Here is a 14859-nt window from a genome sequence, read left to right as displayed (position 1 = left end):
CGATAGTCAAGGTGACCAGGCAGTCGGTGTTGAAATCGTTCATGACCGTCCCCACTACTGTATTCGCACAACTGACGAACCTTTCTTTCCATGCATGCAATCAGCCAGATTCGACTAACATTCAATCAGGATCGCCCTGATTTACACGACGACGATTCCGCAGGCATTGCTGTTCAGGAGGCCAAGCCTGCTTTACAGGCGCCGCCGATGTACAAGGTGGTTTTGTTCAATGATGACTACACACCGATGGATTTCGTCGTCGAAGTGCTCGAGGTGTTTTTTAACCTGAATCGCGAGCTGGCGACCAAGGTCATGCTGGCCGTCCACACAGAAGGGCGGGCAGTATGTGGAGTGTTTACCCGCGACATTGCCGAGACCAAGGCCATGCAGGTCAACCAGTACGCCAGGGAAAGCCAGCATCCGCTACTCTGTGAAATCGAGAAGGACGGTTAATCGCCGACCACTTGGGTATGAGGTGAAGCTATGTTAAACCGCGAGCTCGAAGTCACCCTCAATCTTGCCTTCAAGGAAGCCCGTTCGAAGCGTCATGAGTTCATGACCGTCGAACATCTCCTGCTGGCCCTATTGGATAATGAGGCTGCCGCCACCGTTTTGCGTGCCTGCGGCGCAAACCTCGACAAACTCAAGCATGATCTGCAGGAGTTCATCGACTCCACTACGCCGTTGATCCCCGTTCATGACGAGGATCGCGAGACCCAGCCAACCCTGGGCTTTCAACGTGTCCTGCAGCGTGCTGTTTTCCACGTACAGAGCTCGGGCAAACGCGAAGTGACTGGCGCCAACGTGCTGGTTGCGATCTTCAGTGAGCAAGAGAGTCAGGCAGTGTTCCTGCTGAAACAGCAGAGCGTTGCGCGCATCGATGTCGTCAACTACATCGCTCACGGCATTTCCAAAGTGCCGGGGCATGGCGATCACTCTGAAGGTGAGCAAGATATGCAGGACGACGAGGGCGGTGAGTCTTCTTCCTCAGGCAATCCTCTGGATGCTTATGCCAGCAACCTCAACGAACTCGCGCGCCAGGGCCGTATCGATCCGCTGGTCGGTCGTGAGCTCGAAGTCGAGCGTGTCGCGCAGATCCTCGCGCGTCGGCGCAAAAACAACCCGCTGCTGGTGGGCGAGGCGGGCGTGGGTAAAACCGCGATTGCCGAAGGCCTGGCCAAGCGCATTGTCGACAACCAGGTGCCGGATCTGCTGGCCAACAGCGTGGTGTATTCCCTCGATCTGGGGGCCTTGCTGGCCGGGACCAAATACCGTGGCGATTTCGAGAAACGCTTCAAGGCGTTGCTCAACGAGCTGAAAAAACGTCCGCAGGCGATCCTGTTCATCGACGAGATCCACACCATCATCGGTGCGGGTGCCGCGTCCGGTGGCGTCATGGATGCCTCGAACCTGCTCAAGCCGCTGCTGTCGTCCGGTGATATCCGGTGCATCGGTTCGACCACCTTCCAGGAATTTCGCGGGATCTTCGAGAAGGACCGTGCTCTGGCACGACGCTTCCAGAAGGTCGATGTGTCGGAGCCTTCGGTGGAGGACACCATTGGCATCCTGCGCGGCCTGAAAGGGCGTTTCGAGCTCCATCACAATATCGAATACAGTGATGAAGCCCTGCGCGCCGCTGCCGAACTGGCCTCGCGTTACATCAATGACCGGCACATGCCGGACAAGGCGATCGACGTCATCGACGAGGCGGGTGCCTACCAGCGTCTGCAGCCGATCGAGAAACGCGTGAAACGCATCGAAGTGCCTCAGGTCGAGGACATCGTCGCGAAAATCGCGCGAATTCCGCCTAAGCACGTCACCAGTTCCGATAAAGAACTGCTGCGTAACCTTGAGCGTGACCTGAAGCTGACGGTGTTTGGTCAGGATGCCGCAATCGACTCGCTGTCGACTGCGATCAAACTGTCACGTGCCGGCCTCAAGTCGCCAGACAAGCCTGTCGGTTCGTTCCTGTTCGCCGGCCCGACCGGTGTCGGTAAAACCGAAGCGGCGCGTCAGTTGGCCAAGGCGTTGGGTATCGAACTGGTTCGTTTCGACATGTCCGAGTACATGGAGCGCCACACCGTATCGCGTCTGATCGGTGCGCCTCCTGGCTATGTCGGGTTTGATCAGGGCGGTCTGCTGACCGAAGCGATCACCAAGCAGCCTCACTGCGTGCTGTTGCTCGATGAGATCGAGAAGGCGCATCCGGAAGTCTTCAACCTGCTGCTGCAGGTCATGGACCACGGTACGCTGACCGATAACAACGGGCGCAAGGCGGACTTCCGTAACGTGATCGTCATCATGACGACCAACGCCGGTGCCGAAACCGCAGCGCGTGCTTCGATCGGTTTCACCCATCAGGACCACTCGTCCGATGCGATGGAAGTGATCAAGAAGAGCTTCACGCCGGAGTTCCGTAACCGTCTGGACACCATTATCCAGTTTGGTCGCCTCAGCCATGAGGTCATCAAAAGCGTGGTGGACAAGTTCCTTACCGAGCTTCAGGCGCAGCTGGAAGACAAGCGCGTGCAGCTGGAAGTGAGCGATGCGGCGCGCAGCTGGCTGGCGGCGGGTGGCTACGACTCGGCAATGGGCGCTCGACCAATGGCGCGTTTGATCCAGGACAAGATCAAGCGTCCGCTGGCGGAAGAGATCCTCTTTGGCGAACTGGCCGACCATGGCGGTGTGGTACATATCGATCTGAAGGACGGCGAGCTGACCTTCGAGTTCGAAACCACGGCGGAAATGGCCTGACGTTCAATCGCAATAAAGCAAAAGGCGCCGAAAGGCGCCTTTTTGCTGTCTGGAGTTTGTACGCTGCCCTGCATGGGGAATTCGTCAAATCCCGGACAAACAAAAACGCCCGGCATAAGCCGGGCGTCTTGTATTGACTTGATTAGCGAGCGCGGTAAGTGATGCGCCCTTTGCTCAAGTCATAGGGCGTCAGCTCGACGCGCACTTTGTCACCGGTAAGAATACGAATGTAGTTCTTGCGCATCTTGCCGGAGATATGCGCGGTTACGACGTGCCCATTTTCCAACTCCACGCGAAACATGGTGTTGGGCAGGGTGTCGACGACAGTGCCTTCCATTTCGAAGCTGTCTTCTTTCGACATGCAGTAAAGCCCTCGGTGTCCAATGAATGGCCCGGTGCAACTGCGCCAGGCAAAAGCGGCGTGCATTGTGCCCGAAAAATGGGGTTTAAGCCAAGGGGTTCTAGTTCAGGATGACCCAGCGCTGATTAATCAGCAGTTCGATGGGGCGATATTGGGTCTTGTAGCTCATCTTTTTGCAGTTTTTGATCCAGTAGCCCAGGTAAACCGCTTCCAGCTGCAGCCGCTGGGCTTCGGCGATTTGCCAGAGGATCGCGTAGCGCCCCAGGCTGCGTCGTTCCTCAGAGGGTTCGTAGAAGGTGTAGACCGCCGACAGACCGTTCGGCAGCAAGTCGGTCACGGCCACCGCCAACAGTTGGCCATCCAGGCGAAATTCGTAGAAACGGGAAAACGGCAGGTCACGCACCAGGAACGTCGAGAACTGGTCACGGCTCGGCGGGTACATGTCGCCGTCGGCATGCCGCTGTTCGATGTAGCGCTGGTACAGGTCGAAGTATTCTTCGCTGAACTTGGGTTTGGCGGGACGTACCTGCAAGTCGGCGTTGCGCTTGAAAATGCGTTTCTGCTGACGGTTGGGCGTAAATTGCGCCACGGGAATGCGCGCCGGCACACACGCATTGCAATTCTGGCAATGAGGCCGGTAAAGATGATCGCCGCTGCGGCGGAAACCCATTTCAGACAGGTCTGCATAGACATGCACATCCATGGGCTGGCTAGGGTCGAGGAACAAGGTCGTGGCCTGCTCCTCGGGCAGATAACTGCAAGAGTGGGGCTGAGTGGCATAAAACTTCAAACGCGCCAACTCGGTCATGATCAACCCTCGGGGATAAGCTTTGAATTAAGTGTAAGCCACCGGCGCAAAAGTCGCTCAGCAAACCCAGCTGGCGCGGTTGGGCTGATCCAGATGCTGCGTCAGGTAGCGGGCAAACTCGCGACGCGGAATGGCCCGGGCGCCCAGGCTGTGCAAATGGTCGGTGGGCATCTGGCAATCGATCAGCACGAAACCCGAGTCTTTCAGATGTTTGACCAGGGTGGCAAAGCCAAATTTGGAGGCATTGTCGGCGCGGCTGAACATGGACTCGCCGAAAAACAGCTGGCCCATCGCTAATCCATACAGCCCGCCGACCAGTTCACCCTGGTCCCAGACCTCAACCGAATGCGCGTAGCCACGCTGGTGCAGTGCGAGGTAGGCGTTCTGCATGGCCTCGGTGATCCAGGTTCCGTCGGCGTAATCCCGGGGTGCGGCGCACGCGCGGATGACCGCGGCAAAATCCTGATCGAAGGTCACCTGATAGCGTTGCTGGCGCAGCAGCTTGTTCAGGCTGCGCGAGACATGCAGTTCGTCGGGAAACAGCACGGTACGCGGATCCGGCGACCACCAGAGAATCGGCTGGCCTTCCGAGAACCAGGGAAAACAACCGTGGCGATAAGCCTGAATCAGACGATCGGCGGACAGATCGCCGCCCGCAGCCAGCAATCCGTTGGGATCGCGCATGGCTTTTTCCAGCGGCGGGAACGTCAGGGTGTTGCGTTGTAACCAAGTCAGCATGGCATCCGGGCTTACAGAAGGGGAGGGCAGTGGTGGGCAGGTGCGCCCACCGTGAAGTTTGCCGTCAAACGGTCGGAATGTCGTCGAGGTATTTTTCTGCGTCCAGCGCGGCCATGCAACCGGCCCCGGCCGAAGTGACGGCCTGGCGATAAACGTGATCCGCCACATCACCGGCGGCGAACACGCCGGGGATCTCGGTGGCCGTGGCATCGCCCTCGCTGCCGCCCCTGACCCGCAGATAGCCGTCGCGTATGTTCAGTTGACCGATGAACAGGTCGGTGTTGGGCTTGTGACCGATGGCGATGAACACGCCGGCCAGCGGCAGCTCAGTAGTTTCACCGGTATGGCTGTCGCGAAGGCGGGCGCCGGTCACGCCGCTGGCATCGCCCAGGACTTCGTCGAGATTTTGATTCCAGTGCAGGCGAATATTGCCGTTGGCGGCTTTTTCGAAGAGTTTGTCCTGAAGGATTTTCTCCGAGCGCAACTTGTCGCGTCGGTGAATCAGGTGAACTTCCTTGGCGATGTTGGACAAGTACAGCGCTTCTTCAACGGCGGTATTGCCGCCACCGACGACAGCGACCACCTGATTGCGATAGAAGAAACCGTCGCACGTCGCGCAGGCGGACACCCCTTTACCCGCAAAAGTCTCTTCCGATGGCAGGCCCAGGTATTGCGCCGAGGCACCGGTGGCGATAATCAGTGCATCGCAGGTGTAAGTGCCGCCGTCGCCGGTAAGTTCGAACGGGCGTTGTTGCAACTTGGCCGTATGGATGTGGTCGTAAACGATCTCTGTGTCAAAGCGCTCGGCGTGTTTTTGCATGCGTTCCATCAGTACCGGGCCGGTCAGGCCTTCGACGTCGCCGGGCCAGTTATCGACTTCGACGGTGGTGGTGAGCTGGCCACCTGCCTGTATCCCGGTGATGACCACCGGTTTGAGGTTGGCGCGGGCGGCATAAACGGCCGCGCTGTAACCGGCTGGGCCGGAACCCAGAATGATCAGGCGGCAATGCTTGGATTCGCTCATAAAACACCTCATAAGCCTTTGTCACAAAAGAGAATGCGTGCTCAAATTGAATCGCAGGTACGCGCCGTTGGCTATGCTGATCCATGGCCTGCCAGCATGGCATCGTACGAACAAACCCGTACAATGCGTGCCGGTCACTTGAATATTCAGTGCGCACCGTGTTTATAAAAACCGGAGTGCAGTGTTAAAAGTAGTCCCAGTTGCGCCTGTTAACTTTTTTACCTGCCTGGATTGGGCAGTTTTTTATAGTCATTCAACAGATGGACGCGCCAAAGGCGCAGGAAAAGAAGCGTTTTGAAGAAATCCACCGCAGCACCTAAACCAGCCGTCGTTCCGCTTTGGCGCCAGCATTTGCACTACCGACTCAAGGAAGGTGCATTGATCGCCATCGGCGGCTTGTGCCTGTTCCTGATGATGGCCTTGTTGACTTACGGCAAGGACGATCCGGGCTGGAGCCATAACAGCAAGATCGACGATGTTCAGAACTTCGGCGGCCCGGTCGGCTCCTACAGCGCCGACATCCTGTTCATGGTGCTGGGTTACTTCGCTTATATCTTCCCGTTGTTGCTGGCGATCAAGGCGTGGCAGATCTTCCGTCAACGCCACGAGCCGTGGCAGTGGAGCGGCTGGCTGTTCTCCTGGCGCCTGATCGGTCTGGTGTTCCTGGTGCTGTCGGGCGCTGCGCTCGCGCACATCCATTTCCACGCCGCGACCGGTCTGCCGGCCGGTGCGGGCGGTGCGCTGGGTGAAAGCCTTGGCGACCTGGCCAGGAACGCGCTGAACATTCAGGGCAGCACGTTGCTGTTCATCGCCCTGTTCCTGTTCGGCCTGACGGTGTTCACCGACCTGTCGTGGTTCAAGGTGATGGACGTCACCGGCAAGATCACCCTCGACCTGTTCGAACTGTTCCAGGGCGCGGCCAATCGCTGGTGGGCCGCCCGTGTCGAACGCAAGCAACTGGTGGCACAGTTGCGTGAAGTCGACGATCGCGTGCATGACGTGGTCGCGCCGACCGTTACCGACAAGCGCGAGCAGGCCAAGGTCAAGGAACGCCTGATCGAGCGCGAGCAGGCCCTGAGCAAGCACATGTCGGACCGCGAGAAGCAGGTGCCGCCCGTGATTGCCCCTGCGCCGCCGAAACCCGCCGCGCCGAGCAAACGCGTGGAAAAAGAGAAACAGGCGCCGCTGTTCGTCGACAGTGCCGTCGAAGGCACCTTGCCGCCGATCTCGATTCTCGATCCCGCAGAAAAGAAACAACTCAATTACTCGCCTGAGTCCCTGGCCGCCGTCGGCCATTTGCTGGAAATCAAGCTCAAGGAATTCGGTGTCGAAGTCTCGGTGGATTCGATTCACCCGGGGCCGGTGATTACCCGTTACGAAATCCAGCCTGCGGCCGGGGTCAAGGTCAGCCGTATCGCCAACCTGGCGAAAGACCTCGCCCGTTCCCTGGCCGTGACCAGCGTGCGGGTGGTGGAAGTGATTCCGGGCAAGACCACCGTCGGTATCGAGATTCCGAACGAAGACCGGCAGATTGTGCGCTTCTCCGAAGTGCTGTCGACCCCTGAGTACGACAACTTCAAATCCCCGGTGACCCTGGCCCTGGGCCACGACATCGGCGGCAAGCCGGTCATCACCGACCTGGCGAAAATGCCGCACCTACTGGTGGCCGGTACGACCGGTTCCGGTAAATCGGTGGGTGTGAACGCGATGATCCTGTCGATCCTGTTCAAGTCCGGCCCGGAAGACGCCAAGCTGATCATGATCGACCCGAAAATGCTCGAGCTGTCGATCTACGAAGGCATTCCGCACCTGCTGTGCCCGGTCGTGACCGACATGAAGGACGCGGCCAACGCCCTGCGCTGGAGCGTGGCGGAGATGGAGCGTCGCTACAAACTGATGGCGAAGATGGGCGTGCGCAACCTGTCGGGCTTCAACGCCAAGGTCAAGGAAGCCCAGGACGCCGGAACGCCGCTGACCGATCCTTTGTACAAGCGCGAAAGCATTCACGACGAAGCGCCGCTGCTGACCAAACTGCCGACCATCGTTGTGGTCGTCGACGAGTTTGCCGACATGATGATGATCGTCGGCAAGAAGGTTGAAGAGCTCATTGCCCGTATCGCCCAGAAGGCCCGTGCGGCCGGTATCCACTTGATCCTCGCGACCCAGCGTCCGTCGGTTGACGTGATCACCGGTCTGATCAAGGCGAACATCCCGACGCGCATGGCGTTCCAGGTGTCGAGCAAAATCGACTCGCGAACCATCATCGACCAGGGCGGCGCCGAGCAACTGTTGGGCCACGGTGACATGCTCTACATGCCGCCAGGCACCAGTCTGCCGATTCGGGTTCACGGTGCGTTCGTGTCCGATGACGAGGTTCACCGGGTGGTTGAAGCCTGGAAACTGCGCGGTGCGCCGGAATACAACGACGAGATCCTGGCGGGTGTCGAAGAGGCCGGCAGCGGCTTTGAGAATGGCGGTGGCGGCGGTGATGACGATGCCGAAACCGATGCGCTGTACGACGAAGCGGTGCAGTTCGTGCTGGAAAGCCGTCGCGCGTCGATCTCCGCGGTTCAGCGCAAGCTGAAAATCGGCTACAACCGCGCCGCACGCATGATCGAAGCCATGGAAATGGCCGGGGTCGTGACATCCATGAACACCAACGGCTCGCGTGAAGTCCTGGCCCCTGGCCCGGTACGCGACTGATTTGATTTGAAAGGATGGCGCGGTAACGCGCCGCCCGAACTCCCACGAATGTTATGAGGACTCCCATGCGTCTTATCCGCATGCTGTTGCTGCCGGTTCTGGCTTTGACCACGCTCTCGGCCCACGCCGACGACAAGGACGTGACGCGTCTGACCCAACTGCTGGAAAAATCCCAGACCCTGACCGCGCGTTTCTCGCAGCTGACCCTCGATGGCAGCGGCACGCAATTGCAGGAAACGGCCGGTGAAATGTCTCTGCAGCGCCCGGGCCTGTTTTACTGGCATACCGATGCGCCCGCCGAGCAGGTCGTGGTTTCCGACGGCAAGAAGGTGACGCTGTGGGATCCGGACCTGGAGCAGGCCACCATCAAGACCCTCGACCTGCGCCTGAGCCAGACGCCGGCGTTGCTGCTGTCCGGTGATGTGTCCAAGATCAGCGAGAGCTTCGCCATCAGCGCCAAGGAAGCCGGCGGCGTGATCGACTTCACCTTGAAGCCGAAAACCAAGGACACCCTGTTCGACAGCCTGCGCCTGTCGTTCCGCAATGGCCTGGTCAATGACATGCAACTGATCGACAGCGTCGGTCAGCGCACCAACATCCTGTTTACCGGCGTGAAGGCCAACGAGCCGATCCCTGCGTCGAAATTCAAGTTCGACATTCCTAAAGGTGCGGACGTCATTCAAGAGTAAAACGCAGAGCCTGCGGGGTCAGCCTTTGTGGCGAGGGGATTTATCCCCGTTGGGCCGCGAAGCGGCCCCAGATCTGCCAGTGCGGTGTATCAGGAATACTGCATGCAATGATTTCGCGACTGCTGCGCAGCCGAACGGGGATAAATCCCCTCGCCACAGGTTTCCGGCAGGCTTGAGAGCGTTGTACTTAACCGAGGTTTTAAACGTACGTGATGGACCTGTTTCGCAGCGCCCCGATCTCCCAGCCCTTGGCCGCCCGTTTGCGCGCGGCCAATCTGGATGAGTACGTCGGTCAGGAACACGTGCTCGCTCGCGGCAAGCCATTGCGCGAAGCGCTCGAGCAGGGTGCCCTGCACTCGATGATTTTCTGGGGGCCGCCGGGCGTGGGTAAAACCACGCTGGCGCGGCTGCTCGCGGAAGTCTCGGATGCGCACTTCGAAACGGTCTCGGCAGTCCTGGCTGGTGTGAAGGAAATCCGCCAGGCGGTGGAAATCGCCAAGCAGCAAGCCGGACAGTATGGCAAGCGCACCATCCTGTTCGTCGATGAAGTGCATCGTTTCAACAAGTCGCAGCAGGATGCGTTTCTGCCGTACGTTGAAGACGGCACGCTGATTTTCATCGGCGCGACCACGGAAAACCCCTCATTCGAGCTCAACAATGCGTTGCTCTCCCGAGCCCGTGTCTATGTGCTCAAAAGCCTCGACGAAGCAGCCCTGCGCAAGCTGGTGCACCGCGCGCTGACCGAAGAGCGTGGCCTGGGCAAACGGCAACTGACCCTCAGCGATGAAGGTTTCCAGATGCTGTTGTCTGCCGCCGATGGTGATGGCCGGCGCCTGCTCAATCTGTTGGAAAACGCCTCGGATCTCGCCGAAGACAACAGTGAAATCGGCGTCGATCTGCTGCAAAGCCTGCTCGGCGACACCCGTCGGCGGTTCGACAAGGGCGGCGAAGCGTTCTACGACCAGATTTCCGCGCTGCATAAATCGGTACGCGGCTCCAATCCCGATGGCGCGTTGTACTGGTTCGCGCGGATGATCGACGGCGGTTGCGATCCGCTGTACCTCGCCCGGCGCGTGGTGCGCATGGCCAGCGAAGACATCGGCAATGCCGACCCCCGCGCCCTGAGCCTGTGCCTGGCGGCGTGGGAAGTGCAGGAGCGCCTCGGCAGTCCGGAAGGCGAACTGGCGGTGGCCCAGGCCATCACTTACCTGGCTTGTGCGCCGAAAAGCAACGCGGTGTACATGGGCTTCAAGGCGGCCATGCGCAGCGCCACCGAACATGGCTCGCTCGAAGTGCCGTTGCACCTGCGCAACGCGCCGACCAAGCTGATGAAGCAACTCGGTTACGGCGATGAATATCGATATGCCCACGATGAACCGGACGCCTACGCCGCCGGCGAAGATTACTTCCCCGAAGAGCTTGAACCACAACCGTTCTATCAGCCGGTGCCCCGTGGCCTGGAGCTGAAGATCGGCGAAAAGCTCAATCACCTTGCGCAACTGGACCGTCTCAGCCCCCGGCAAAGGAGAAAATAGTGCTTCCATTGATCGTTGCGGTTTCCGTCGGCGGTGTCGCCGGCACACTGTTGCGCTTTGCCGCCGGTAATTGGGTCAACGCTAATTGGCCGCGGCACTTCTATACCGCGACGCTGGCCGTTAATATCGTCGGCTGTTTGCTGATCGGCGTTCTATACGGTCTGTTTTTGATTCGCCCGGAAGTGCCTTTCGAAGTGCGCGCCGGGCTGATTGTCGGTTTCCTCGGGGGGCTGACGACTTTTTCATCCTTTTCACTGGATACGGTGCGCCTGCTGGAAAGCGGGCAAGTGCCACTGGCGCTGGGCTATGCTGCCATCAGCGTATTCGGCGGGCTGCTCGCCACCTGGGCTGGCCTGTCCTTGACCAAACTTTGATAACGAGAGACCGACATGCTCGATTCCAAACTGTTACGTAGCAACCTTCAGGACGTAGCGGACCGCCTGGCTTCCCGTGGCTATACGCTGGATGTTGCGCGCATCGAAGCGCTGGAAGAACAGCGCAAGACCGTCCAGACCCGCACCGAAGCACTGCAGGCTGAACGTAATGCGCGCTCCAAATCCATCGGTCAGGCCAAGCAGCGCGGCGAAGACATCGCGCCGTTGATGGCGGACGTCGAGCGCATGGCGAATGAATTGAGCGCCGGTAAAGTCGAGCTGGACGGGATCCAGACCGAACTGGATTCGATCCTGCTCGGCATTCCTAACCTGCCGCACGAGTCCGTGCCGATCGGTGATGACGAAGACGGCAACGTCGAAGTGCGCCGCTGGGGCACCCCGACCGCATTCGATTTCCCGGTCCTGGACCACGTCGCCCTGGGCGAGAAGTTCGGCTGGCTGGACTTTGAAACCGCCGCCAAGCTGTCCGGCGCGCGTTTCGCCTTGCTGCGTGGCCCGATCGCCCGTCTGCACCGCGCCCTGGCGCAGTTCATGATCAACCTGCACACCAGCGAACACGGTTACGAAGAGGCTTACACGCCTTATCTGGTCCAGGCGCCGGCGCTGCAAGGCACTGGCCAGTTGCCGAAATTCGAAGAAGACCTGTTCAAGATCACCCGCGAAGGCGAAGCCGATCTGTACCTGATCCCGACCGCTGAAGTGTCGCTGACCAACATCGTCGCCGGCGAGATCGTCGATTCGAAGCTGCTGCCGATCAAGTTTGTCGCCCACACCCCGTGCTTCCGTAGCGAAGCCGGCGCATCGGGTCGCGATACCCGCGGCATGATTCGTCAGCACCAGTTCGACAAGGTCGAGATGGTCCAGATCGTCGAGCCTTCGACATCGATGGAAGCGCTGGAAGGCCTGACTGCCAACGCCGAGAAAGTCCTGCAACTGCTGGAGCTGCCTTATCGCACCCTGGCACTGTGCACCGGCGACATGGGCTTCAGTGCGGTCAAGACCTACGACCTGGAAGTGTGGATTCCGAGCCAGGACAAATACCGCGAGATTTCGTCGTGCTCCAACTGCGGCGATTTCCAGGCCCGTCGTATGCAAGCGCGTTTCCGCAACCCGGAAACCGGCAAGCCTGAACTGGTTCACACCCTGAACGGTTCCGGTCTGGCAGTCGGTCGTACGCTGGTGGCGGTGCTGGAAAACTACCAGCAGGCCGACGGCTCGATCCGTGTGCCTGAAGTGCTGAAACCGTACATGGGTGGCCTCGAGGTCATCGGCTAAATGGACTATCTGCCGCTGTTTCACAACCTTCGCGGCAGTCGTGTGTTGGTCGTCGGCGGGGGGGAGATTGCCTTGCGCAAATCCCGCCTGCTGGCCGATGCCGGTGCGCTGCTGCGGGTGGTCGCACCTGAAATCGAACCGCAACTGCGTGAACTGGTGACCGGCAGCGGTGGCGAGTGCTTGCTGCGCGGTTACGTCGAGGCGGATCTGGACGGTTGCGGGCTGATCATTGCCGCCACCGATGACGAACCGCTGAACGCGCAAGTCTCTGCCGATGCTCACCGGCGCTGCGTGCCGGTCAACGTGGTGGATGCGCCGGCCTTGTGCAGCGTGATTTTTCCGGCGATTGTCGACCGGTCGCCGCTGATTGTTGCCATCTCCAGCGGCGGCGATGCGCCGGTACTGGCGCGGCTGATCCGGGCGAAAATCGAAACCTGGATTCCTTCCACCTACGGGCAATTGGCCGGTCTGGCCGCGCGTTTCCGCAACCAGGTCAAAGGCCTGCTTCCGGATGTGCAGCAGCGTCGGGCGTTCTGGGAAGATGTGTTTCAGGGCCCGATCGCCGATCGGCAACTGGCCGGGCAGGGCGCTGAAGCCGAGCGTTTGCTGCTGGCGAAAATCGCTGGCGAGCCGCCGACAAAAACCGGTGAGGTGTATCTGGTCGGTGCAGGGCCGGGTGATCCCGACCTGCTGACCTTCCGCGCCTTGCGCCTGATGCAGCAAGCCGATGTGGTGCTGTATGACCGTTTGGTGGCGCCGGCGATTCTCGATTTGTGCCGTCGCGATGCCGAGCGGGTGTACGTCGGCAAGCGTCGCGCCGATCACGCGGTGCCTCAGGATCAGATCAACCAGCAATTGGTGGACCTGGCCAAGCAGGGCAAGCGCGTCGTGCGGTTGAAGGGCGGGGATCCGTTTATTTTCGGGCGCGGCGGTGAAGAGATCGAAGAGCTGGCGGCCCATGGCATCCCGTTCCAGGTCGTGCCGGGAATCACGGCGGCCAGCGGTTGCGCGGCGTATGCCGGGATTCCGCTGACCCACCGCGATTACGCGCAGTCGGTGCGGTTCGTCACCGGCCACTTGAAGGACGGCTCCACCGATTTGCCATGGGCCGATCTGGTCGCACCGGCGCAAACCCTGGTGTTTTACATGGGGCTGGTGGGCTTGCCGATCATCTGCGAGCAGTTGATCAAGCATGGTCGCGGGGCGGATACCCCGGCGGCGTTGATCCAGCAGGGCACCACGGTCAATCAGCGGGTGTTTACCGGCACCCTGGCCGATCTTCCACGGCTGGTGGCGGAGCATGAAGTGCATGCACCGACGCTGGTGATTGTTGGGGAAGTGGTGCAGCTGCGCGAGAAACTGGCGTGGTTTGAAGGGGCTCAGGCGCAGGTCTGAACACCGGGTCGGTCGCATCGCCAGCAGGCTAGCTCCCACAGGGGATTTGTGAGCGACACAGATCCAGTGTGGGAGCTAGCCTGCTAGCGATTAGGGGCCTCTAAAATTGCACAAACCTCAGGCCTTGCGCCAAACCCCTTTCCCGCTCAACCGTGCCCGATCATGGGCCGCGCTGAAATCCTGCTCCGGCCCTTTCGGCACGATACCCGTCGGGTTGATGGTCTTGTGGCTGCCGTAGTAGTGGTTCTTGATGTGGGTAAAATCCACCGTCTCGGCAATCCCCGGCCACTGATAAATCTCGCGCAGCCAATTCGACAGGTTCGGGTAATCGGCAATCCGCCGCAGGTTGCACTTGAAATGTCCGTAGTACACCGCATCAAAGCGAATCAGCGTGGTGAACAGCCGAATGTCCGCTTCGGTCAGGTATTCGCCTACCAGATAACGATTAGCGCCTAACAACGCTTCCAGCCGATCCAGCTCGGCAAACACCTCAGCGAACGCTTCTTCATAAGCCTTTTGCGATGTGGCAAACCCGGCGCGGTACACACCGTTGTTCACCGCCGGATAAATCCGTTCGTTCAGTGCATCGATCTCGCCCCGTAGCGGCGCCGGGTAAAAGTCCAGGTCATTGCCGGTCAACTCATCGAACGCGCCATTGAACATGCGGATAATCTCCGCCGACTCGTTGTTGACGATGCGATTCTGCTGTTTGTCCCAGAGCACCGGCACGGTGACGCGCCCGGTATAGTCGGCGGTATCGGCGGTGTAACGTTGGTGCATGAAGTCGAGGTGATCGAGCTTGTCGCCAGTCGAGCCAAAATGCTGGTCGAAGGTCCAGCCGTTTTCCAGCATCAGCCAGCTGACCACGGACACGTCGATCAGGCTTTCGAGGCCTTTGAGTTTGCGCAGGATCAACGTGCGATGGGCCCACGGACAGGCGAGGGACACGTACAAGTGATAACGACCCGCTTCTGCCGCAAAGCCACCGACACCGGTCGGGCCGGGTTTGCCGTCGGCGGTCAGCCAGTTGCGCCGCTGCGCCTGTTCACGCTGGAATGCGCCGTCCTTGCTGCTTTCGTACCACTGGTCACGCCAGCGACCTTCAACTAACAAACCCATGTTCAAGACTCCTCAACCGATAAGCGTTGGAGAGGAGTCTATTCGGATAGGTTCGATAAAAAA

At 59.8% G+C, this 14859-nt stretch carries 13 protein-coding genes; 8 read left to right on the top strand and 5 right to left on the bottom strand.

Going from position 1 to position 14859, the window contains the following annotated elements:
- The first annotated feature begins 90 nt into the window (after positions 1 to 90).
- Together clpS and clpA are read left to right on the top strand one after the other, a co-directional pair.
- Positions 91 to 453 carry an ATP-dependent Clp protease adapter ClpS gene (gene clpS / locus ACM6IQ_RS24470; RefSeq protein ID WP_015094394.1) on the top strand — a complete coding sequence of 121 codons (363 nt, stop codon included), beginning with the start codon at positions 91 to 93 and terminating at the stop codon, positions 451 to 453.
- A 30-nt stretch (positions 454 to 483) separates the two neighbouring features.
- Positions 484 to 2754, top strand: a complete 2271-nt coding sequence (gene clpA / locus ACM6IQ_RS24465) for an ATP-dependent Clp protease ATP-binding subunit ClpA (protein WP_017339592.1) — start codon at positions 484 to 486, stop codon at positions 2752 to 2754.
- A 142-nt stretch (positions 2755 to 2896) separates the two neighbouring features.
- Here clpA and infA read toward each other — a convergent pair whose 3' ends face one another.
- The 4 genes from infA to trxB all read right to left on the bottom strand — a co-directional run bounded on the left by infA (position 2897) and on the right by trxB (position 5685).
- Complete coding sequence (infA, locus tag ACM6IQ_RS24460; protein WP_002553999.1) at positions 2897 to 3115, bottom strand: translation initiation factor IF-1; 219 nt, start codon at positions 3113 to 3115, stop codon at positions 2897 to 2899.
- Positions 3116 to 3215: 100 nt separating this feature from the next.
- Positions 3216 to 3923: an arginyltransferase gene (locus ACM6IQ_RS24455; protein WP_017339591.1), complete on the bottom strand. Its 708-nt coding sequence runs from the start codon at positions 3921 to 3923 to the stop codon at positions 3216 to 3218.
- A gap of 57 nt (positions 3924 to 3980) precedes the next feature.
- Positions 3981 to 4661 carry a leucyl/phenylalanyl-tRNA--protein transferase gene (aat, locus tag ACM6IQ_RS24450; RefSeq protein ID WP_017339590.1) on the bottom strand — a complete coding sequence of 227 codons (681 nt, stop codon included), beginning with the start codon at positions 4659 to 4661 and terminating at the stop codon, positions 3981 to 3983.
- Positions 4662 to 4725: 64 nt separating this feature from the next.
- Complete coding sequence (gene trxB / locus ACM6IQ_RS24445; RefSeq protein WP_414880071.1) at positions 4726 to 5685, bottom strand: thioredoxin-disulfide reductase; 960 nt, start codon at positions 5683 to 5685, stop codon at positions 4726 to 4728.
- Between the two features lie 294 nt (positions 5686 to 5979).
- Here trxB and ACM6IQ_RS24440 point away from each other — a divergent pair, with 294 nt between their 5' ends.
- The 6 genes from ACM6IQ_RS24440 to cysG all read left to right on the top strand — a co-directional run bounded on the left by ACM6IQ_RS24440 (position 5980) and on the right by cysG (position 13677).
- Positions 5980 to 8388 carry a DNA translocase FtsK gene (locus ACM6IQ_RS24440; RefSeq protein WP_017339588.1) on the top strand — a complete coding sequence of 803 codons (2409 nt, stop codon included), beginning with the start codon at positions 5980 to 5982 and terminating at the stop codon, positions 8386 to 8388.
- A gap of 65 nt (positions 8389 to 8453) precedes the next feature.
- Entirely contained in the window at positions 8454 to 9077 is a 624-nt protein-coding gene (gene lolA / locus ACM6IQ_RS24435; RefSeq protein ID WP_414880070.1) for an outer membrane lipoprotein chaperone LolA, read from the top strand.
- A gap of 212 nt (positions 9078 to 9289) precedes the next feature.
- Positions 9290 to 10612, top strand: coding sequence for a replication-associated recombination protein A (locus ACM6IQ_RS24430; protein ID WP_414880069.1), 1323 nt, complete (start codon positions 9290 to 9292; stop codon positions 10610 to 10612).
- Entirely contained in the window at positions 10612 to 10986 is a 375-nt protein-coding gene (crcB, locus tag ACM6IQ_RS24425; RefSeq protein WP_017339585.1) for a fluoride efflux transporter CrcB, read from the top strand. Before ACM6IQ_RS24430 ends, crcB begins: the two co-directional genes overlap by 1 nt.
- Before the next feature lie 15 nt (positions 10987 to 11001).
- Positions 11002 to 12282, top strand: a complete 1281-nt coding sequence (gene serS / locus ACM6IQ_RS24420; RefSeq protein WP_414880068.1) for a serine--tRNA ligase — start codon at positions 11002 to 11004, stop codon at positions 12280 to 12282.
- Complete coding sequence (gene cysG / locus ACM6IQ_RS24415; protein ID WP_017339583.1) at positions 12283 to 13677, top strand: siroheme synthase CysG; 1395 nt, start codon at positions 12283 to 12285, stop codon at positions 13675 to 13677.
- Between the two features lie 117 nt (positions 13678 to 13794).
- Here cysG and ACM6IQ_RS24410 read toward each other — a convergent pair whose 3' ends face one another.
- The gene (locus ACM6IQ_RS24410; protein WP_414880067.1) at positions 13795 to 14796 is read right to left on the bottom strand and encodes a glutathione S-transferase family protein; all 1002 of its coding nucleotides are present in this window, start codon (positions 14794 to 14796) and stop codon (positions 13795 to 13797) included.
- Positions 14797 to 14859 lie beyond the last annotated feature (63 nt).

Source organism: Pseudomonas sp. IT-P100 (genome assembly GCF_949767185.1).
Lineage (GTDB): Bacteria > Pseudomonadota > Gammaproteobacteria > Pseudomonadales > Pseudomonadaceae > Aquipseudomonas > Aquipseudomonas fluorescens_B.
Note: the sequence above shows the minus strand (reverse complement) of the source record. Positions and strands in the feature narration are given on the sequence as shown.

Coding starts and splice junctions, on each gene's coding strand:
- ACM6IQ_RS24410 (WP_414880067.1), bottom strand. CDS start 14,796: ATGGGTTTGTTAGTTGAAGGTCGCTGGCGTGACCAGTGGTACGAAAGC.
- lolA (WP_414880070.1), top strand. CDS start 8,454: ATGCGTCTTATCCGCATGCTGTTGCTGCCGGTTCTGGCTTTGACCACG.
- aat (WP_017339590.1), bottom strand. CDS start 4,661: ATGCTGACTTGGTTACAACGCAACACCCTGACGTTCCCGCCGCTGGAA.
- clpA (WP_017339592.1), top strand. CDS start 484: ATGTTAAACCGCGAGCTCGAAGTCACCCTCAATCTTGCCTTCAAGGAA.
- cysG (WP_017339583.1), top strand. CDS start 12,283: ATGGACTATCTGCCGCTGTTTCACAACCTTCGCGGCAGTCGTGTGTTG.
- ACM6IQ_RS24430 (WP_414880069.1), top strand. CDS start 9,290: ATGGACCTGTTTCGCAGCGCCCCGATCTCCCAGCCCTTGGCCGCCCGT.
- trxB (WP_414880071.1), bottom strand. CDS start 5,685: ATGAGCGAATCCAAGCATTGCCGCCTGATCATTCTGGGTTCCGGCCCA.
- infA (WP_002553999.1), bottom strand. CDS start 3,115: ATGTCGAAAGAAGACAGCTTCGAAATGGAAGGCACTGTCGTCGACACC.
- clpS (WP_015094394.1), top strand. CDS start 91: ATGCATGCAATCAGCCAGATTCGACTAACATTCAATCAGGATCGCCCT.
- ACM6IQ_RS24455 (WP_017339591.1), bottom strand. CDS start 3,923: ATGACCGAGTTGGCGCGTTTGAAGTTTTATGCCACTCAGCCCCACTCT.
- serS (WP_414880068.1), top strand. CDS start 11,002: ATGCTCGATTCCAAACTGTTACGTAGCAACCTTCAGGACGTAGCGGAC.